Origin of the sequence: Cryobacterium psychrophilum (genome assembly GCF_004365915.1) — a bacterium.
GTDB classification, from domain to species: domain Bacteria; phylum Actinomycetota; class Actinomycetes; order Actinomycetales; family Microbacteriaceae; genus Cryobacterium; species Cryobacterium psychrophilum.
Genome location: NZ_SODI01000001.1, coordinates 2,854,553 through 2,872,755, shown reverse-complemented (window position 1 = coordinate 2,872,755; position 18,203 = coordinate 2,854,553). Strand labels below are relative to the sequence as shown.

Annotated in this window: 20 protein-coding genes and 1 tRNA gene; 7 read left to right on the top strand and 14 right to left on the bottom strand. The window is 64.2% G+C overall.

Features of this window, described 5'->3' with window-relative positions; all coding sequences use genetic code 11:
* Positions 1–23 precede the first annotated feature (23 nt).
* Positions 24–108, top strand: a tRNA-Leu gene (locus EDD25_RS13420).
* A gap of 570 nt (positions 109–678) precedes the next feature.
* Here EDD25_RS13420 and EDD25_RS13415 read toward each other — a convergent pair.
* From EDD25_RS13415 to EDD25_RS13390, 6 genes are all read right to left on the bottom strand, one after another.
* On the bottom strand, positions 679–1,062 hold the full coding sequence (locus tag EDD25_RS13415) for a hypothetical protein (RefSeq protein WP_134173858.1): 384 nt from the start codon (positions 1,060–1,062) through the stop codon (positions 679–681).
* Entirely contained in the window at positions 1,059–2,066 is a 1,008-nt protein-coding gene (locus EDD25_RS13410) for a polymorphic toxin-type HINT domain-containing protein (RefSeq protein WP_134173856.1), read from the bottom strand. Before EDD25_RS13410 ends, EDD25_RS13415 begins: the two co-directional genes overlap by 4 nt.
* A gap of 326 nt (positions 2,067–2,392) precedes the next feature.
* Entirely contained in the window at positions 2,393–3,370 is a 978-nt protein-coding gene (locus EDD25_RS13405; RefSeq protein ID WP_175182984.1) for a zinc-binding dehydrogenase, read from the bottom strand.
* Between the two features lie 19 nt (positions 3,371–3,389).
* Positions 3,390–3,818 (bottom strand): organic hydroperoxide resistance protein, encoded by a 429-nt coding sequence (locus EDD25_RS13400; RefSeq protein ID WP_134173852.1) that lies wholly within the window; start codon positions 3,816–3,818, stop codon positions 3,390–3,392.
* A complete protein-coding gene (locus EDD25_RS13395; protein ID WP_175182982.1) occupies positions 3,815–4,291 on the bottom strand; it encodes a MarR family winged helix-turn-helix transcriptional regulator in 477 nt (158 codons plus the stop codon). The genes EDD25_RS13400 and EDD25_RS13395 overlap by 4 nt, the downstream gene beginning before the upstream one ends.
* Positions 4,292–4,361: 70 nt before the next feature.
* Entirely contained in the window at positions 4,362–5,189 is an 828-nt protein-coding gene (locus tag EDD25_RS13390) for a hypothetical protein (protein WP_134173850.1), read from the bottom strand.
* Between the two features lie 512 nt (positions 5,190–5,701).
* On the opposite strand from EDD25_RS13390, the gene EDD25_RS13385 reads away from it, so the two are divergent.
* Positions 5,702–6,445 (top strand): potassium channel family protein, encoded by a 744-nt coding sequence (locus tag EDD25_RS13385; protein WP_134173848.1) that lies wholly within the window; start codon positions 5,702–5,704, stop codon positions 6,443–6,445.
* A 279-nt stretch (positions 6,446–6,724) separates the two neighbouring features.
* Here the strand turns inward: EDD25_RS13385 and EDD25_RS18390 are convergent, their stop codons facing one another.
* Positions 6,725–7,081 (bottom strand): UTRA domain-containing protein, encoded by a 357-nt coding sequence (locus EDD25_RS18390; RefSeq protein WP_134173846.1) that lies wholly within the window; start codon positions 7,079–7,081, stop codon positions 6,725–6,727.
* 6 nt (positions 7,082–7,087) lie between these two features.
* Here EDD25_RS18390 and EDD25_RS18385 point away from each other — a divergent pair, with 6 nt between their 5' ends.
* From EDD25_RS18385 to EDD25_RS13365, 3 genes are all read left to right on the top strand, one after another.
* Positions 7,088–7,300, top strand: coding sequence for a thioredoxin domain-containing protein (locus EDD25_RS18385; RefSeq protein ID WP_134173844.1), 213 nt, complete (start codon positions 7,088–7,090; stop codon positions 7,298–7,300).
* Positions 7,301–7,398: 98 nt separating this feature from the next.
* Positions 7,399–8,088, top strand: a complete 690-nt coding sequence (locus tag EDD25_RS13370) for a cytochrome c biogenesis CcdA family protein (RefSeq protein WP_134173842.1) — start codon at positions 7,399–7,401, stop codon at positions 8,086–8,088.
* A gap of 193 nt (positions 8,089–8,281) precedes the next feature.
* Complete coding sequence (locus EDD25_RS13365; RefSeq protein WP_134173840.1) at positions 8,282–8,968, top strand: DedA family protein; 687 nt, start codon at positions 8,282–8,284, stop codon at positions 8,966–8,968.
* A gap of 21 nt (positions 8,969–8,989) precedes the next feature.
* Here EDD25_RS13365 and EDD25_RS13360 read toward each other — a convergent pair whose 3' ends face one another.
* The 4 genes from EDD25_RS13360 to murI all read right to left on the bottom strand — a co-directional run bounded on the left by EDD25_RS13360 (position 8,990) and on the right by murI (position 12,178).
* Complete coding sequence (locus tag EDD25_RS13360) at positions 8,990–9,904, bottom strand: cation diffusion facilitator family transporter (RefSeq protein ID WP_134173838.1); 915 nt, start codon at positions 9,902–9,904, stop codon at positions 8,990–8,992.
* 78 nt (positions 9,905–9,982) lie between these two features.
* Positions 9,983–10,573: an RdgB/HAM1 family non-canonical purine NTP pyrophosphatase gene (rdgB, locus tag EDD25_RS13355; protein WP_134173836.1), complete on the bottom strand. Its 591-nt coding sequence runs from the start codon at positions 10,571–10,573 to the stop codon at positions 9,983–9,985.
* A 4-nt stretch (positions 10,574–10,577) separates the two neighbouring features.
* Positions 10,578–11,312, bottom strand: coding sequence for a ribonuclease PH (rph, locus tag EDD25_RS13350; RefSeq protein ID WP_134173834.1), 735 nt, complete (start codon positions 11,310–11,312; stop codon positions 10,578–10,580).
* Entirely contained in the window at positions 11,309–12,178 is an 870-nt protein-coding gene (gene murI, locus EDD25_RS13345; protein ID WP_134173833.1) for a glutamate racemase, read from the bottom strand. The genes rph and murI overlap by 4 nt, the downstream gene beginning before the upstream one ends.
* A gap of 63 nt (positions 12,179–12,241) precedes the next feature.
* On the opposite strand from murI, the gene EDD25_RS13340 reads away from it, so the two are divergent.
* Entirely contained in the window at positions 12,242–13,573 is a 1,332-nt protein-coding gene (locus EDD25_RS13340) for a nicotinate phosphoribosyltransferase (RefSeq protein ID WP_134173831.1), read from the top strand.
* Positions 13,574–13,614: 41 nt separating this feature from the next.
* Here EDD25_RS13340 and EDD25_RS13335 read toward each other — a convergent pair whose 3' ends face one another.
* From EDD25_RS13335 to EDD25_RS18035, 3 genes are read right to left on the bottom strand one after another with little or no spacing between them, the layout of a single operon-like run.
* The gene (locus EDD25_RS13335; RefSeq protein WP_134173829.1) at positions 13,615–13,902 is read right to left on the bottom strand and encodes a DUF3039 domain-containing protein; all 288 of its coding nucleotides are present in this window, start codon (positions 13,900–13,902) and stop codon (positions 13,615–13,617) included.
* A gap of 38 nt (positions 13,903–13,940) precedes the next feature.
* A complete protein-coding gene (locus EDD25_RS13330) occupies positions 13,941–15,437 on the bottom strand; it encodes a hypothetical protein (protein ID WP_241986319.1) in 1,497 nt (498 codons plus the stop codon).
* A 53-nt stretch (positions 15,438–15,490) separates the two neighbouring features.
* The gene (locus EDD25_RS18035) at positions 15,491–17,077 is read right to left on the bottom strand and encodes an ABC transporter ATP-binding protein (RefSeq protein WP_241986318.1); all 1,587 of its coding nucleotides are present in this window, start codon (positions 17,075–17,077) and stop codon (positions 15,491–15,493) included.
* 429 nt (positions 17,078–17,506) lie between these two features.
* Between EDD25_RS18035 and EDD25_RS13320 the strand changes: the two genes are divergently transcribed.
* Positions 17,507–18,199, top strand: a complete 693-nt coding sequence (locus EDD25_RS13320; protein ID WP_134173827.1) for a phosphocholine cytidylyltransferase family protein — start codon at positions 17,507–17,509, stop codon at positions 18,197–18,199.
* Positions 18,200–18,203 lie beyond the last annotated feature (4 nt).

Below are 18,203 nucleotides of genomic sequence, written 5' to 3'. Positions count from 1 at the left end.
GAAAGTAGACTGGCACGGTAATTGCGGGAGTGGTGGAATTGGTAGACACGCAGGATTTAGGATCCTGTGCTTTCGAGCGTGGGGGTTCAAGTCCCCTCTCCCGCACCAGGGGACATTCGGAAAATTCCGGCTGTTCGTTAGGAAAATAGGTCGCGACAACTGTTTCTTGGTTCTACGGCCTTTTTCATGCCTGGAATCGGGTTGTCGGCGGAAGAGGCACCGTGGCGGGTGAACAGCCTTCGTGAGGCGGTCCTGAGGTCTGCGTACGCGTTCGAAGACCCCATCACGAAGGAGTGTGTAAGCGAATCGCCTCGGCCATTGCCGTTCCGGTTCGCGTTCGATGGCCTCTTCCAGCAGATCGGCCACAGCCGCCAAATCACCGGGCGTGAACAGGCCGGCCATGAATCGCGCCGTATTCGCCCAATACGGGCGTTCTGTGGGTTGATTGCAGAACTCAATCTGACGGCGCGACCCGTTGTTTGACTGGTCAGTTCCACGAGATTCTTGTGAGTGAATTCGCCGATCCTTTGAGCCTTGTCCAAAAATCCTCTGGCTTTTCGCGAAACCGGAGATGCGCCTCCGATGTGTGTCGCAACGTCCCGCCAAGTTGCTGCAGCGTGATCGTCGCACTGTTCAATGTCAGCGTCATTCACCACAGCCTTGCTGGGCACCACGCCGCTACGGAAGCAGCACTGTGATCTGGTTGGGTGCCGCTATTGGGCTTACGAAGACACGCAGTTGCAGCCGTCGAGCTGGCGAAAGTTCGAGCTCTTCGCTCTGTGCTGCTATGGAATTGCCAACAGCCAAGATGCCGCTCGGCAAGTTGATTTCGCCAGAAAAAACTTCGCTCCCGTTCACCGAGTTGTCCTCTCCCGAGCGAATCGTCACCCGTACATCTCCAGCCGTGTCAGGTTGCGTAGCAACACAAACCATACTTCCGCTTGAGATTACGGGCTCCTCGCCGCTGGACCATTGAGGGATATCAGTTGTGTCGCGATCACCGATTTCGATTTGGCCGTAGAGAGGCGAAGCTTCAAAGGTAATTTCTTGATCTCGGTTCATTTGATTACTTTCACTTCGAATGGGTCGCCTGGTCCGATGTTATTGAGCTTATAGAATCTGGATAGGATTCCGCCCTGAACCCGTTGTTCTGCCAATGGAACGCCGCGGACTCGAGCTCCAACGCCACCTTGCACTGTGGAGGCGAATGGGTATTCATCGGTGCTTCCGGGACCGCAGAATCCAGCACACGCAGCGGAGCGATTGGCCTTGATTTTCAGTGGATTCGTTGTCCGGTTCAGGACGCTTGGATGACCCGCGTTCAAGGCGTCTTGCACATTTCGGGCGATGTTCGGCACTCTCAGGGAGTCGATCAACAGAACCGGGGGCGACGCGGCCGTGCCACCAACGCCGCAGTTGTGAACGAGTACTGACGTGCTCTCGGCGACGACATAGTAGGTGTGAATTTTCTCGACTGTCAGGTCGCGCATCTCTCCAGTCCTGGGTACGACGCTCACTGCGACGACTCTTGGGGTCGCCGCAGCCTCGGCGCCGAGCAGTTGCGTACCCGGTTGCAAGTCCGCAGCGTCAACCCATTCGCCCCTGTCTGCGACCCAGAATGGGTGCTTCGATGTCGTGCGCAACACGGCGCGCGTACCGGTCGCCTCGTTTTCGACAGTGACGTCGGTAAGGTCGGTGTCCTGGTTGACGTGAAGCCGAGTGACCGGTTCCCATGTGGTCTCTCCAGTCTCGGGGTCGGTGGCAGCGACTTCGTCGCCGAGTTTCACGTCCTTGATGGGTTTGGTGGAGCCGTCTGCCATGAGGACATGGGTTGACGGATCGAAGCTGTGACAGGCACCTGCGGCCATGGTGCGACCTTGGAAGGCGCCCCTAATGACACCGCCGGCAATTCCTCCCGCGACCGTCGCGGAAGCGAGGCGGCCGGGGTCGATCGTGCCGACCGTCAACATCTGGTCGAGGCCATCGCCGACCAGGCTGCCCCCGGCACCGGCCAGAGCAATCCCCGCACCTGCGGCCATCATCGCGCCGCCGTCAGGGCCGCGCATCCGACACCACCTTCACGATCTCACCGGGGTGACCATCGAGACCGCCAGTGTGCGACCCGGTTGCCGGCGGCGTATGTGCGGTTGCAGAAGTTGGCCATCGCGCAGCCAATCGAAGTTCGTCCAAATTGCCGTGAACTTGGTCCGACTTGAGCAGGCTGCGCGCCGACGCCGAGGGGTCGCCACTATTCATCTGGAATTTTCGGAGTTTTCTCGTGGAATGGCACCGCGAACGGGTTCGGCACTCCCCCGTGTTTCCGGCCCCAAATGGATTTCCCGAATCTCTCACCAGGAGAAGTTCGGCAAGCGCGCATGCTGCGGCCGGCCTCTCACGCCCGCAGCAGCACCTTGCCGACTCGCCCAGCCTCGCCGCTCGCTGCGACCGCGGCACTGATCTCCGAGATGTCGTACGTCGCCGCGACCGGCAGGGTCAGCGTGCCGTCGAGAACGCGCCCCATCAGCTCCTGAAAGAGCTGTCCCTTAATGTCCGCGGGCATCTCGCGGCTGACGACGCTGCCCCAGAAGCCCTTCACAGCGGCCTGCTTGAAGATGATGTCGCCGGAGGCGATCTCGAGGGTCGGCGACGCCATCGCGCCGAAGACCACGAGGGTGCCGTTCGTCGCAAGGACGGACATGATGTCGCCCGCGGATGTCCCGCCGACGGAGTCGATGCCGACGTGGAGGGGCGCGCCGCCGGTGATCTCAGCGAGCTTGTCACGCCAGTCGTCGGTGTCGGTGGCAATGACGCGCTCGATGCCCTGGGTGCGGAGCTCGTTGACACCGCCTGCTCGACGAACGAGCCCGACGACATTGATGCCACGCGCCGCACCCAGCTGGGCGACCATCCGGCCTACTGCGCCGTTGGCGGCATTCTGAATGAGCCAATCGCCCTCGCGGAGGTCGAGCGAGTGCAGGAGGCTGATGGCGCTAAAGGGCATGGCGACGAACTGGGCCGCGGACTCGTCGGGCAGCGCATCCGGCACCCGGATGAGTCCCGCAGCGTCGGCTACGAAGTGCTCGGTCCACAGGCCAAAGGTTCCCCCCGTGGCCACCCGCTGGCCAAGGTCGAGCTGATCGACGCCGGCACCGAGCGCATCCACGACGCCGACGGCCTCGGTTCCGGCCAGGGCGGGCAGGGCGGGCTTGAAGCCGTAGATGCCGCGCACGGTCCACAGATCATGGTTGTGAATGGGTGAGAGGAGGGTGCGCACGCGGACCTGGCCGGGGCCGGGCTGCGGGAGGGGACGTTCCTCGACCGCGAGGACAACGGCGGGGTCACCAAACTCGTGCTGAACGAGGGCGCGCATCGTAGTGGTGGTCATGTGCTCAGTCCTCCGAGATCGTGATCGTGACATCGATGTTGCCGCGCGTCGCGTTGGAGTACGGGCACACCTGGTGGGCTGCATCCGCGAGCTCCTGCGCCTGGTCGGGCTCGATCCCGGGCAGTATGACCTCCAGCAGCACCGCGAGCTGGTAGCCGCCCTCACCGTTCGGACTGATCTGCACGCGGCCGCCGACCGATGAGTCCGAGAGCTTCAGCTTCTGGGCGCGGGCGACGGACTGCAGAGCCGAGTGGAAGCACGCGGCATACCCCGCGGCGAAGAGCTGCTCGGGATTCGTACCGGAGCCGGAGCCGAAGCCGCCCATCTCCTTCGGGATGGCAAGGTCGAGGACGAACGAGTCGTCGCTGGTGGCGACGCGCCCGTCACGGCCGGCGCCCGTTGAGATGGCTTCTGCGGTGTAGAGGACGTTCATCTGTGCTGTTCTTCTTTCGTTTCAGTGTCTTTGACCGTTTGCCGTGTGCCCACGGCGTGCATCGTCTCGGTGAGGCGGTGAAGTGTTTCGATGAGCCCGGCGGCGGATAGTTCGTCGGGCAGTCCGGTGCCGGCGGCGATTGTGGCCGGTATGTGGGCCAGTTCGGCCCGGAGTTCACGGCCGCGATCGCCGATCATCACGGTCACGACGCGCTCGTCGGGGTGCCGTCGCTCGCGACGGACCAGGCCCGCCTGCTCCATCCGTCGGAGCAGCGGTGAGAGTGTTCCCGAATCCAGCTGCAGGTGCTCGCCCAGCGAGGACACCGTCTGATCGCCTTCGATCCACAGCGTCACCAGTACGAGGTACTGCGGATACGTCAACTTCCACGGTTCGAGCAGGGCGCGGTAGGCCTGGTTCGTCGCTCGGGTGGCGGCGTAGAGGGAGAAACACACCATCTCATCGGTTACGGACATGAAAATATGATTGCACACAAGTGAGTTGTGCACAACTGCTGGCTCTGTGAACAGGTTCGGGGCTACGAAGTCATGGGCAACCTGAGCGATCGGAGCCTCCCTGCGCCGGGCCGCCGCCAGGATGTTCACACGAAAAGTCTTCGAAGGAGGCCTGGGCACGATCGACATCGCGTCCAGCGAGGACTTCCGCCCCACCGATCAGGGGTGCCAGGACCGCTCGGAGGCTCTCCTCGCTGGGGCCTGAATACCGGCGGACCACCGTCTGATCGTGGCTAAAATTCACCAGGAGGGGACACTCCGCGAGCTCACTCTCTATCACGCTGGTCTCAGTGAGCGGCTTGCCGGTTGCTGCCACGTGGACGGTGATGTGGTATTCGGCGGCCTCGTAGATCTCGACTCTGTGATCCTCAGACCCTCCGTACGGGCCGCAGGCTCGGGCCAACTCGAGTCCTTTTCTGCCGTCGACGCAAGCAACCAACTGCGCCTGCGTGTACTGGTTGGCGTCCAGGTTCCCTACGACCCCGTCGCCCGACCACAACACGGGAAAGTAGGAGTCGTAGTCGGGGTGGTCTCCGGTGACGACGAAAACCGGGTGCCGTCCTTGGGCAGCAGGGTCGTAGGCGGTTGTCCCCGGCATGCCAGCCCCGTCACCGCACAGGGCGGAAACATTGCCCAAGAGGGTGACGAAGTCATCAGAATCAGTTTCGGGCGCGACCGGCGGCGTCGGCGACACGGTGGGTTCTGTGGTGGACGAACTCGACTCTGGTGGAGAATCCGTGGCGGTGTCGTTGGCGGTTGGCGCGCCAACTTGACTGCAGCCGACCATCAGCCACGCTGCAAGGATTCCCACCGCGATGACCCCGATGTGGCGCCGCAGGGATGAGCCCCTCAAACTCACGGTCGCGCCCCTTCCCTGGGGAACGCAGCCCTCCCGACAGGAGACCGCTCGATCGCGGCCCGTGGGGCCCTCATATCCATGGCAATACCTCCACGCTCGCGGATACCGTAGCGCCTTCTAGGACATCTGGTAGGGGTGGTCGCGCGCCAGTGAGCGGTGCAGGGCTGATGAGGTCGAGATCCCCGAGGGCCGGGAGCAACCAGGCATCTTGCTCTGATCTCGGACCTGCAATCCAGTGTCTAGGTGTAATTTCCGGATTTAGAAGGTCGAATTTCCTTCATAGTGGACTTCGTTGGGCTTTCGGCAACCGAACATGGAGGGTCCGCGCCGGCCGTTCTGAAACCCTGTGATGCAGTGGCGAATCGGGGAATGAGCGCCAACGTTTTCCCCGTCGTTGGCGTGCCTGGGATCATTCGATAACCAGGCCCTGGGGCATGCGAGTGCTCGTCGTGACAGGCTGCGATCGTTGACGGCCGTCGGCCGGGACCGACAGGATCCCCTAGAGTCCTCTGATGACCCAACAACGCTGGCAGAAGAATGCCGAGTGGCCCCTGACGATCGCGGCAATTGTCTTCCTCGTCGCCTACGCATGGGAGGTTATCGCCGATCTGGAAGGCGTCGCAGGAGTGACCGCCGAGTCGATAATCTGGGCCACGTGGGTGATCTTCATGGTTGACTACGTGGCCAACCTCGCTCTCGCTCCTCAGCGTTGGGGATGGTTTCGCGGTCACATCTTTGACCTCCTCGTCGTCGTGCTTCCTGTTCTCAGGCCGCTGCGTCTGCTGCGGGTCATCACCCTGTTGACCGTTTTGAAACGAACTGCCGGGGCGGCGTTCCGTGAACGTGTCGTGGTTTACGTTGCCGGAGCTTCAATCTTGCTCGTTTTCGTCGCTTCCCTGGCCGTGCTGGACGCCGATCGATCCGCTCCCAACTCGAACATCACGACCTTTGGTGATGCACTGTGGTGGGCCTTCGTCACGATTACAACTGTCGGGTATGGAGACTTCTCACCCGTCACGGATGCCGGACGCCTGATTGCCGGCGGACTGATGCTCGGGGGCATTGCGCTTCTCGGCGTCGTGACCGCAACTCTCGCCTCCTGGATCGTTGAGCGCGTCGCCCAACAGGAAGAGGATTCGCGAGTCGCAACGCACGGAGAGATCAGGGCATTGGTCCAGCAGATCGCAGAGCTTCAAGCGACCCTCGACGCGACCGCGAAGACCGAGTCCTCAAGAGCCTCAACCACGGGCCACTGACGAAAGCCACGGCAGGTCGACGGTCAAATTTGCTGTCGATCTGTTCAACCAGCACGAAGGCGGACAGCGCCACCACGGGTTCCCCGGGGCCTCGCTCCGGCGTTCCATGTGCTGGCGTACCTCGTCGTGGGGCGGCGCTCAGATGGCACCGCGAGGAAGTGAGCCCACGGGCGCTCACGGTAAGGCCAGCCTTCGTTCTGTGAGGCCCGGCCGGCGGGTTCGCAGCGTGATTCTTTCAGGTCGTCCCGCAGGCGGTGTCCCGCATCTCGTCGCGGCGGGCTACGAGTCTGGTACTCCTTCGCCGAAGGTTGCCGTCACCACCAAACGATCGCCGCGGATGCGACTGCACCGCAACTCCAGCGCGGATCCCTGATGAAAGCCGATCCTACTAATGCGAAATATCGGAGCGCCGACGGCGCAGTCAAGGCTCTTCAGATCGGTGGCTGCCGCCGTGTCGGCGCGAATCTCCTCTCGCCCTCCGTCCAGCGTGATGCCACAGCGTTCCCGAAGTTCCTTGTACAGAGCGGTGTCGGCAAAGTCCACGACGAGCAGGGGGCGCACGCGAGCGGCGGGGAGCCAGGGAAATTTTGGGAGTTCAGCGCAACAATTTTCGCGCACGCCCCTGAGCGGGCTCATCTCGACGTGACGAAGGAGATCCTGCTCCAATTTGCCAAGGATTCCGGCGTGCCCGACATGACGCGTTTCGCGAGCGATCTGACCAACCCTGGTCTCCTGGAACGCGTGAACGCGGACCTGAAGGAGGCCAATTCGATCGGCGCTACGGGTACCCCTTGTTCCTCATCAACGGCACGCCCCTGTCCGGAGCGCAACCCGTCGACGTCTTCCGCCAGATAGTCGAGAGTGAGCTCGCGAAGGCAGCGAAGTAGTGGATATTGGCTATGCGGGCGCGCTGATAGGCGGGGGTACTCACGCTCCTGAGTCCGTGCTCGGTCATGCTGTTGCCGGCGTTTTTCGCCTTGGCGTTCTCGTCCCCTACACGGCTCCTGGGCCGAACGGTCATCTTTTACCTTGGACTGATCACCACCCTGGTGCCGGTGGTCATTCTGGCAGGTACGGTCGGCGCATTCCTGATGCAGAACCGCACCATGCTGGTGATTGGCGCGGCATCCCTTGTGATCGTGCTGGGGCTCATCCAGCTGGTCGGGATCCGGATTCCGGCATTGACCCGCAGCGGTGCGGGCGAGGGAACCTCCTCCGCATCCGTTTTCATACTGGGGTCTGCCTATGGGGTCGCCGGGTTGCGCGCGGGACCCATTCTCGGGTCGGTTCTGACCATCGCCGCCGTCGGAGGGAACGCAGCCTGCGGCGGCATCCTGCTGACAATTTATGCACTCGGCATGACCATTCCCCTCTTCGTGCTGGCGCTCGTCTGGGATCGACTGAAAGTTGCCGAACGTGGCTGGGTGAAGCCCCACACGGTTCGCGTGGGACGGTGGCAGAATTCATGGCTGATGGTTGCGTCGGGTCTGCTTTCCATCGGCCTCGGTGCGTTGGTCATCTTCATCGCAGTCGCCGGCATCTACTTCCTGCGTACGCGTCGACGGGACGTGACGGTGGTCCCGGCCGCCGTCGCTCACCTCGCGACCAGACAACTTGACGGGTGGGCCTACATCAGGATCTGAATCCCGCCCAGCCGGAACGGCGCTCCCCGTCTGCCCGGCCCTGAAGGGCTTCCCGAATCTCCCACAGAATCGGATGGAGACACCCCGACGACGAGGGTTGCCACCCGGGCAAATTGTCGGTCTAACACGGTATCGTGTGCCAGAGTATTCGCTCACCATCTCGGCGCACCGTCGTCAACTGGAGTATTCACCTGTGATTCAAACCGCCTTGATTCCCTGGCTGGATCCGAACCAGATTATCAACTCAGCCGGCCCGTGGGCCCTGCTTGTCGTGTGCGCCATCGTCTTCGCCGAGACCGGTCTGCTGGTCGGATTCCTGCTGCCCGGTGACACCCTCCTCGTGATCACGGGTCTGCTCGCGTTTCCGGCCGCCGGTGTGATCACGATCGACATCTGGTGGGTTGCCCTGGCGATCGGGCTGGCCGCCTTCCTCGGCGGGGAGGCCGGGTATTTCATTGGGCGTAAGTTCGGCCCGCACGTCTTCGAACGCAAGGAGTCGGGTCTGTTCAGTATCGCGAATGTGGAGCGCACCAATTCGTTCTTCGTGCGCTACGGCGGCGTGGCGGTGATCGTGGCCCGGTTCGTGCCCATTGTGCGCACGTTCGCGCCGGTCGCGGCCGGCGTGGGCAAGATGAACTACCGCAAGTACACGCTCTATAACCTGATCGGCGCCCTGACCTGGGGCACCGGGCTCACGTATGCCGGGTACTTTCTCGGATACATCCCGCCTGTTGCGGATTTCGTGACCAGCTACATCGACCTGATCCTGCTCGCCGCCGTGGCAATCACGCTCATCCCCACGGTGTTTCACTACGTGCAGTCCACCGTGAAGGCCCGCCGCACCGCGCGGATCCCCCTCATGGATCGTCCAGAGGTGTAGTCGGCCGAGAAGCCTGCCGGGTCAGGGATGCATGTGGTCGTGCCCGTGGTCGGCGTGTTCCGCGGGCTCCAGCTGAAAAGTGGAGTGCTCCACGTCGAAGTGGGTCGAGAGGCACTCGGACAGCTCGTCGAGAAGCGCCCCGGCGCCGCCGCCGGCGAGCACCTCCGCTTCGACGACAATGTGCGCCGTGAACACGTGCGCACCGCTCGTGATCGCCCACACGTGCACGTCGTGCACGGCAACCACGCCGGAGGCCCCCTCGAGGTGGCGGCGAATCTCGGCCACGTCGGTGTCTGCCGGTGCCGACTCGCTGAACACACGCACCACGTCACGAAGCAGCACGAACGCGCGCGGCACGATCATCGCTGCGATGAGCAGCGAGGCAATCGCATCCGCTGGGGCGAAGCCGGTGATCAGGATGACGGTGGCCGCGATGATCACGGCGACCGAGCCGAGCGTGTCGCCGAGCACCTCGAGGTAGGCGCCGCGCATGTTGATCGAGCCGGCGGCGGCCGGGCGCAGCAGCAGTAGTGCGGCGATGTTGGCGACGAGGCCGATGATGGCCACAACGAGCATGGGGCCGCCGAGAACCTCGACCTCCACGGGGTTCAGCAGTCGCGTCACCGCCGCGATCACGACGAAAACGGCGACGCCGAGCAGAAGCATCCCGTTGATCAGTGCACCAAAGACCTCGGCTCGCTGGTAGCCGAAGGTTTGCCGGTCGGTGGCCGGTCGTGCCGCGACGACGGTTGCGGTGAGGGCGACGAACAGCCCCAGCAGGTCGGAGAGCATGTGACCGGCATCGGCCAGCAGCGCGAGCGAACCGCTGATGATGGCGCCCACGACTTCGGCCAGCAGCACCAGGCCGATGATGCCGATCGCGAGGGACAAGCGGGTGCGGTTCGACTCCGAGGAGTGCGCGTGGTCATGACCCATGACTCCACGTTAGGTGCGTCGCTGCAGGAATGCCAGTTGGGCCGCTGGTTGGGAATGAGAGCCGTTCTCGGCTGGCGGCTACCCGCCCAGAATCTCGCGCACCACGGGAATGAGCGCTTCAAAGGCCATCGCACGATGGCTGACCTGGTTCTTCACGTGCGCGGAGAGCTCTGCCGCAGAAATGGCGTACCCGTCCGGCAGAAAGATGGGGTCATACCCGAACCCGTTGGTGCCGTTGGGCTCGTGCAGCAGCTGCCCGGGCCACTCCGCGGACACGGCGCGTTCAGCTCCATCGGGCAGCGCCAGCGCGGCGACACACGTGAAGTGCGCGCCCCGGTGGTCATCGGCGATGTCACTGATCTGCCAGAGGAGAAGCCGCAGGTTCTGCTCAGAGTCGCGGGCCGGACCGGCCCAGCGGGCGGAGAAGATGCCCGGCGAACCACCCAACACGTCGACGCAGATGCCGGAGTCATCAGCGATGGCAGGCAGGCCCGTGTGGGTTGCGGCGGCCCGCGCCTTGATCAGCGCGTTCTCGGTGAACGTCGCGCCGTCCTCGATCGGTTCGGGGCCGTCGTACGCGAGCACCTCGATGCCGGGCAGTTGCGGCTCGAGAATGCGGCGCAACTCGTCGACCTTATGGGCGTTGTGCGTGGCCAGCACGATCTGCATCGGGTCAGCCCTCCAACGCGCGGTTCTGAAAATCGGTCAGGGTGATGGCGCCGCCGAGTGCGAGGTCAAGCAGGGTGTCGAGTTCGCTGCGGTCGAAGGGCGCAGCCTCCGCGGTGCCCTGCACCTCGACGAACTTGCCGCGACCGGTGACCACGACGTTCATGTCGGTATCGGCACGCACGTCCTCGGTATATGCCAGGTCGAGCATGGGTACACCGTTGATGATGCCGACCGAGACGGCCGAGACGCTGTCGGTGAGCGGTTGCGCCTTCTGCGCAATGAACTTCTTCTCCCGGCCCCACGCCAGGGCATCCGCGAGGGCCACGTAGGCGCCTGTGATGGCCGCCGTGCGCGTACCGCCGTCGGCCTGCAGCACGTCACAGTCCAGAACGATCGTGTTCTCGCCGAGGGCCTTCATATCGACGACGGCGCGCAGGCTGCGCCCCACGAGGCGGCTGATCTCGTGTGTGCGTCCGCCGACCTTACCCTTGACCGATTCACGGTCCATCCGGGAGTTGGTGGAGCGGGGAAGCATGGAGTATTCCGCGGTGACCCAGCCCTTGCCCTTGCCGGACATCCAACGGGGCACACCGTTGGTGAACGAGGCGGTGCACAATACCTTGGTGCGACCGTAGGAGATCAGCGCCGAACCTTCGGCCTGGTCGCTCCAGCCGCGTTCGATCGTGACGGGGCGCAGCTCGTCGTTGGTACGTCCGTCGATACGTCGGGTGTCGTTCACTGGTTCTCCTTGCGTGTGGTGTGTGGGTGCAGTGCGGCGAACTCATTGAGGTCGCTGAGGCTGAGGGAACCCGTCTCGATCAGGTTGACCCGGGAAATCTCGGGGCCGAGCAAGCGGTGGGCGAGGTTCAGAAAGTCGTCGGCGCTCGCGCCGGTGGCCTCGTAGCGATAGGTGGAAGCCGTTCGACTCTGACGTTCAAGGCCCTGACTCACGAGCACGCGGTACACGTCGTTGGCGGTTTCGGTGTCGCTCGACACGAGCGTCACCGCGTCGCCCATCACGTAGGAGATGGCGCCGCGCAGAAACGGGTAGTGCGTGCAACCGAGCACGAGCGTGTCAACGTTCGCGTCGCGCAGCGGTGCGAGATATTCCTCGGCAACGGCGAGCACCTCCGCGCCCGAGGTGATGCCAGCCTCCACGAATTCCACGAATCGGGGGCAGGCCTGACTGAACAAGCGGATGTCCGTGGCCGCGGCGAAGGCATCATTGTAGGCCCGGGAATTCACTGTCCCGCTGGTGCCGATCACCCCGACGCGTTTGTTGCGCGTCGTACCAACGGCCCGGCGCACGGCCGGCTGAATGACCTCAATCACGGGCACGCTGTAGCGTTCCCTCGCGTCGCGAAGCATCGCCGCAGACGCCGTATTGCACGCGATGACAATGAGTTTCACGTCTTGCGCCACGAGGTCGTCGAGTACGCCGAGCGCGAATCCGCGCACGTCGGCGATCTTCTTCGGCCCGTAGGGCGAATGCGCCGTGTCGCCGATGTAGAGAAGGGACTCGTTGGGCAACTGGTCCTTGATCGCCCGCGCGACCGTGAGGCCACCCACTCCGGAGTCAAAGATTCCAATCGGCGCGTCAGTCACTCGATCCAGCCTAGTCGCCCGGCCCTCGCCACGGCGGACGGGCAGGGCGGATAGGCTTTTGCCGTGACCCCGTCCCCCGCATTCCGCACAGACCGCTACGAACTCACCATGGTTGACGCCGCGATCCAGAGCGGGCGCGCCGACCTTGAGTGCATGTTTGAAGCCTTCGCGAGGCGGCTGCCGACCGGGCGCCGGTATGGGATCGTCGCCGGGACCGGACGCCTCCTGGAGCTCATCCGCCAGTTTCGGTTCGAGGATTCCGAACTGAGCTGGCTGGAGGAGAACGCGGTCGTGCGCCGCCCCACCCTTGATTTTCTCGCGAATTACTCCTTCCGCGGCAGCATTTGGGGCTATCAGGAGGGCGACGCCTACTTTCCCGGCTCGCCCCTGCTGCAGGTCGAGAGCACCTTCGCCGAGGGCGTCATGCTCGAAACCATCATCCTGAGCGTTCTCAACTACGACACGTCCGTGGCGAGCGCCGCGGCCCGCATGGTCTCGGTGAGCCTCGGGCGGCCCCTCGCCGAAATGGGCTCCCGCCGCACGAGCGAGCATGCCGCCGTGGCCGCCGCACGCGCCGCCTACATTGCCGGCTTTGCCGCAACGAGCAGCCTCGAAGCGGGACGCACCTGGGGCATTCCCACCATGGGCACGGCAGCGCACTCCTTCGTGCTGCTGCACGACAGTGAGGAGGAGGCCTTCCGCGCGCAGGTCGACGCCTTCGGAACGAACACCACCCTGCTCGTTGACACGTACGACGTCCCGCGCGGCATCGCCCTCGCCGTGAAGGTAGCCGGGCCGCAGCTCGGCGCGATCCGCATCGACTCGGGAGATCTGCCGACCGTCGTGGCCGCGGCCCGAGTGCAGCTCGACTCTCTCGGCGCCGTCAACACGACCATCACCGTCACGAGCGACCTCGATGAATTTTCCATTGCGGCCCTGTCGGCCTCCCCGGTTGACGCGTTCGGCGTGGGGACATCCGTTGTCACCGGATCGGGCGAACCCGCCGCCGGCCTGGTCTACAAGCTCGTGGCGCACCGCAGCCCGGATACCGAGTGGGTCCCGGTCGCCAAAACGTCTGCGTCAAAGGTGTCCATCGGCGGGCGCAAGAATGCCGTCCGCCGCCTTGATGAGCACGGCACTGCACGGCAGGAGATCGTGCTGCTCGGCGCGGAACCCGCCGCCGCGCCCCTCGATACCGAGCCTCCCCAAGAGGGAACCCGCGATCGTGCGCTGCTCGTTCCCCTGATCGTGGAGGGCGTCGTCGACGAACGCTACACCGGCACAGCGGGCACCACTTTGGCCCGTGCCCACTGTGCGACGGTGATGACGGAACTGCCGATTGAGGCTTTCCGCCTCGGCCGCGGCGAGGCGGTCATCCCCACGATCTACCGCTAGTCCCCAACGACCGGTAGCCCCAACGACCAGTTGCCCAAGGACTACTTGTCCTTCATCTTCTCCCAGATGGCCTTGCAGGTGGGGCACACCGGAAACTTCTCCGGGTCGCGGCCCGGCAGCCACTTCTTGCCGCACAGCGCCTTGACGGGCTTGCCGGTCATGGCCGCCTCAAGAATCTTGTCTTTGGGCACGTAGTGCGAGAATCGCTCGTGGTCGCCCGGCTCAATCTGCTCTTGATTGAGCAGCTCTTCCAATTCACGGTCGAGGGTGGAGGTTCCGCCCCCGGGCTGGCCGGGTTCAGCAATGCTTGCACGGAAGATATCAGTCATGACTCCAGTGTAAACCGCGCCGCGGGCCGCGTACCAGATCAGGCACGTTGGGCGGCCGCGAGCATGTCGGGGCCGCGACGCTCGAACGCGCGGCCACCGGCCCACACCCCCGTGATCACGACGACGAGCCCGATCCCCACACCCCACACGAGCGCGGTGACGTGCCACTTGGGGTCGCTCGTCAGGCCCAGGTAGGCACCGGCGAAGGCGGGTAGCGCCAGAACAATCGGCCCCAAAAAGGTCAGGCTCTGGGTCAGGGGCGACGATGATTCGGATGCCTGTGGCTGGGCGAAGGGGCTGTCGCCCGGCTTGGCTACAGGGTACGGAAAACGCGCCGAAGTGAAACTTGCGAATCCGAGCCCGCACAGGAATATGCAGGTGCTGACCCCAAGCATGGACGGCAGGACCGCCCAGTCATCGTAGAGGTAAATACTCAGGGCTGACCCCAGGCCGATCAGCGGAATGCCCACGGACAGCGTCGGGAGCAACCGTCCGATTCGGTCGGCGAAGCCCCGCATCCCGGAAGACACATGCAACCAGATCGCGGTGCTGTCATAGGCCACGTCGTTGTGGATCGTCCAGCCCAAAAAAACGCACATGAGCGGCACGGGAAGCAGTGCCAGCCATTGCAGGGGCACGCCGGCAATGGCCAGCGGGAGCACAGCGATTATCGGCACGACCGGAATCATGAGGAAGGAGACCCAGTACCGGGAGTCGCGTGCCCAGTACGTCAGACTCCGCGCCGCGATGGCTCCGATCGGGTTGTGCGGCAGCCGGTCGAACCAGCCCAGGCCGGTGTTCGGACGGGTGAGGACTTCCCGTCCGGGCGTCAGGATCAGGCGGGCGACGACGGCCTGCCAGGCCAACCAGAGGATGCCGACCGTCGCGGCAGCCACGAGCAGCTTCAACGCCGCAGCTCCCCACAGGCCCGTTGACGCGTCCCCGGGAACCGACCAGGCCGCGCCGAGGGGCGTCCACCCAAGGATTGCGGAGAGATCACCAAGCAGGCTGCGGCCGCTCCAGACCCAGTTCGAGTTGACCACGAGGAGAACGACCGGCGCGATGATCACGAGCAGGACGAGGCCACCGACCCCGGTGAACTCCCGAGATCGGCGCGTCGACAGCACCAGGGCGCCCATACCCATGCTGAGGCGCGACACGAGAACACAGGTGGCGAGCACAAGCGCGGCGGCAACAATCGCGAGCAGGGTCTCGAGAAAGCCTCTGGACCAGGTCACGACCGTTCCGAGCAGCACCAGGGTCAGGGCGAGGGAGGGAAGGCCGAGGAGGCCAGCGAGCCCGAGCCCGAGCGACAGCTGCCGGTTCGGGAGTCCCAGGAGAGCGAACTTGCGGGGGTCCATGCCGTCTTCGGCTCCGAACGCGAGCGGTAACAGCACGAAGCCGAGAACCACGATCGAGCCGGCAACCGTGGAGGCGTCACGGATGACGGTGAGTTCGCCGACGAAGCGCAAGCCGACGAGTGACACGAGCAGGGCCACGACCACGGCGAGGGCGTAGAGAAGGCCCGCAACCACGCCCGCTATCTGCCCGGGATTGCGTCGGAAAAGATTGGACAGGAGCCGAAGTCTTAGTCCGAGAAGCTGTGTAACCACTCCAGACCCTCCGACTCTTTGCGTCCTCCGGAGAGTTCCACGAAGCGCTCTTCCAGGGATTTGTCCCCTCGCACCTCGTCGATCGTTCCGGCGTCCAGTAACTGGCCGTGCACGATGACGGCCACGTTGTCGCACACCCGCTGGATCATGTCGATCCCGTGGCTGGACAGTACGACTGTGCCGCCGCCTGCAACGTACTTCTGCAAAATTTCCGTCACGGTCACGGCTGACACGGGATCGATGAATTCAAAGGGCTCGTCGAGCACCAGCAGTCGCGGCGAGTGGATCATGGCGCATGCGAGGGCGATCTTTTTCGTCATGCCAGCCGAGTAGTCGGAGACCAGTCGGTTGACGGCATCCGAGAGTCCGAATGCTGCGGTGAGGTCTTCGGATCTGGCACGCACGGTCTCGTTGTCGAGTCCGCGCAGGATGCCGGCGTAGTAGAGCAGCTGGGCACCGGTGAGCCGGTCGAAGACGCGCAGCCGGTCGGGAAGCACCCCGATGGCGCGCTTGGCCTCACGCGGTTTCTTCCACACATCGATGCCATGCACGTGCACCGAGCCGTGGTCCGGGCGAAGCAGCCCCGTGATCATCGACAGCGTGGTGGTCTTGCCGGCGCCGTTGGGGCCGACGATCCCCAAGAAGGAACCGGCGCGAACCTTGAGGTCGATTCCGGAGACGGCGACGTTCCGGCCGAAGCGCTTGCCCAGTCCCACTGCCGAGAGCACGACCGGAGCCTGTGACGTGGCGGCAGCTGTGCCGACCGTCGCACGCGGCGCGCTTGTGGCGGGTGCGTTTGCGAGTGGGGCACGGGTTGCTGTCGGCCGCGGGGAACGTTGTTCTGTTACGGCTGGTGACTCCTTCGCGAGCGGGGGCAGCACGGTTGCGGCAATCGGGATGGGAAGGTCCGGCTGGGCGGCAGTGGTTGAGGCACCTGTTGCGGGGCGCTCGGCAGCGTTCGCAACTGGAGGCTCAGCCGCCGCGGGTGCGGCCGTCGCGATCGTGGGGGCCCGGTCAACGGAATCCGCTGCTACCGTCGTCGTCACGGCCACAGCGGGTTCCACCGCGCCATCCGTGGATGTTGCAGCCTTCGTCGCGGCAGCCTTCGCTTCCGCCGCCCTGGTCGCTGCCGCTTTGGTCGCGGCCGCACGAGCCGCGGCAGTCTTCGTGGTGGGCGACTTCGCTGCGGCGGTCTTGACGGCGGTCGCCCGGGCAGCAGCCGTCTTGGCCGCCGTTACCGACCGGGTTGCGCTCGTACCGGCGGCACCGGTCTGTGCGGTGGCCGGTTTGGCGGTGGCTGGCTTGACCGCACCGGAGCGCACCGGAGTCGAAATGGGTGCGTCCACGCCAGGCCCGGCCTGCTCGGATTCAACTGGCGAGGCGCCGGACGTCGGGGGCGGAGTGACCCGCTTCGGCGTGCTGAGCTTGCGCGGCGCTGCCGTCGACTTGGCGGCTGTCGACGATGGAGTAGCTGATCCGGCCGGCTTCGCGCGGGCCGTTGTGGTGCGATCCGCGGCAGGCTTGCGCACCGGGGGCTTGCGCACGGGGGCTGGTTTAGGCACGGGGGCTGGTTTAGGCACGGGGGCTGGTTTAGGCACGGGGGCGACCGCCGCAATGTCCGCGGACGCGGGAGCGTCAGGCGCTATGAAAGGCGAGGAAAGGGCCGCAGCACGGCCGACGTTGTGCGCGTCTGACGACTGCCCGTCGGGCTCTGAATTCGGCGGCACAGTGGTCACCTTGCAAACTTACCAAGGTCAATCTGAGTGAGTGGTGATCGTTCGTTATCACCGCGATCCGAGCAGAGAAACAGCCCGGTGGTATGTCACAGCATGGTCCCATAATCGGGCACACTTCCCCATTTTGACGGGTAAAGCAGTACGATGAGGTTGGCATAACGGTGTGTCTTTACAGAAACTTGTGGGTGAACCCTGAGCAAACTCTTCTCTCTGAGAGGTAATCGGGGTCACCCGATCCATCTCGAGGAGATAATCGTGAATACCCAAATTGTAATTCTTGCGGCAGGAATGGGCAGCCGTCTTGGCCGCTCGCTCCCGAAACCGCTGACCGAACTCAACGACGGTCGCACGATCATGCAGCAGCAGTTCGACAACATCGATCACGCCTTCGGCAAAGCAGCCCAGGTCACGATCGTCGTCGGCTACAAGCTTGAGCACATCATCGAGGCGTTCCCGCAGGCTTCCTTCGTCTACAACGAAGAGTACGACCAGACAAACACGTCCAAGAGCCTTCTGCGCGCCCTTCAGGCCTCGGCCACGGGTGGCGTGTTGTGGATGAACGGTGACGTTGTCTTCGACCCGGCAATTCTCGACCGTGCCGCAGCCATGATGGCCCGCGACCAGTCGTTCGTCACGGTCAACACCGACAAGGTGTCCGATGAAGAAGTGAAGTACACCACGAGCGCCGAGGGCTACATCAAGGAGCTCTCGAAGACCGTCAAGAACGGTCTCGGTGAGGCCGTTGGCATCAACTACGTCTCCAGCGCAGACAAGGCCGTTCTCATGCGTCAGCTCGCCAAGGTCGGCGACCAGGACTACTTCGAACGCGGCATTGAGCTGGCCATCGAGAAGAACAGCATGCTCGTGGAGCCGGTCAACATCTCCGACTTCTACGCCGTCGAGGTTGACTTCGCCGAAGACCTCGAGCGCGCCAACCTGTTCGTCTAACCAG

Bases quoted from the DNA above. Each gene is read 5' to 3' on its own strand.
- EDD25_RS13400 (WP_134173852.1), bottom strand. From the start codon at position 3,818: ATGAACGTCCTCTACACCGCAGAAGCCATCTCAACGGGCGCCGGCCGT.
- EDD25_RS13360 (WP_134173838.1), bottom strand. From the start codon at position 9,904: ATGGGTCATGACCACGCGCACTCCTCGGAGTCGAACCGCACCCGCTTG.
- EDD25_RS13410 (WP_134173856.1), bottom strand. From the start codon at position 2,066: ATGCGCGGCCCTGACGGCGGCGCGATGATGGCCGCAGGTGCGGGGATT.
- EDD25_RS13335 (WP_134173829.1), bottom strand. From the start codon at position 13,902: ATGACTGATATCTTCCGTGCAAGCATTGCTGAACCCGGCCAGCCCGGG.
- EDD25_RS13385 (WP_134173848.1), top strand. From the start codon at position 5,702: ATGACCCAACAACGCTGGCAGAAGAATGCCGAGTGGCCCCTGACGATC.
- EDD25_RS13405 (WP_175182984.1), bottom strand. From the start codon at position 3,370: ATGCGCGCCCTCGTTCAGCACGAGTTTGGTGACCCCGCCGTTGTCCTC.
- EDD25_RS18390 (WP_134173846.1), bottom strand. From the start codon at position 7,081: ATGAGCCCGCTCAGGGGCGTGCGCGAAAATTGTTGCGCTGAACTCCCA.
- EDD25_RS13370 (WP_134173842.1), top strand. From the start codon at position 7,399: ATGCTGTTGCCGGCGTTTTTCGCCTTGGCGTTCTCGTCCCCTACACGG.
- EDD25_RS13415 (WP_134173858.1), bottom strand. From the start codon at position 1,062: ATGAACCGAGATCAAGAAATTACCTTTGAAGCTTCGCCTCTCTACGGC.
- EDD25_RS13395 (WP_175182982.1), bottom strand. From the start codon at position 4,291: ATGTCCGTAACCGATGAGATGGTGTGTTTCTCCCTCTACGCCGCCACC.
- rdgB (WP_134173836.1), bottom strand. From the start codon at position 10,573: ATGCAGATCGTGCTGGCCACGCACAACGCCCATAAGGTCGACGAGTTG.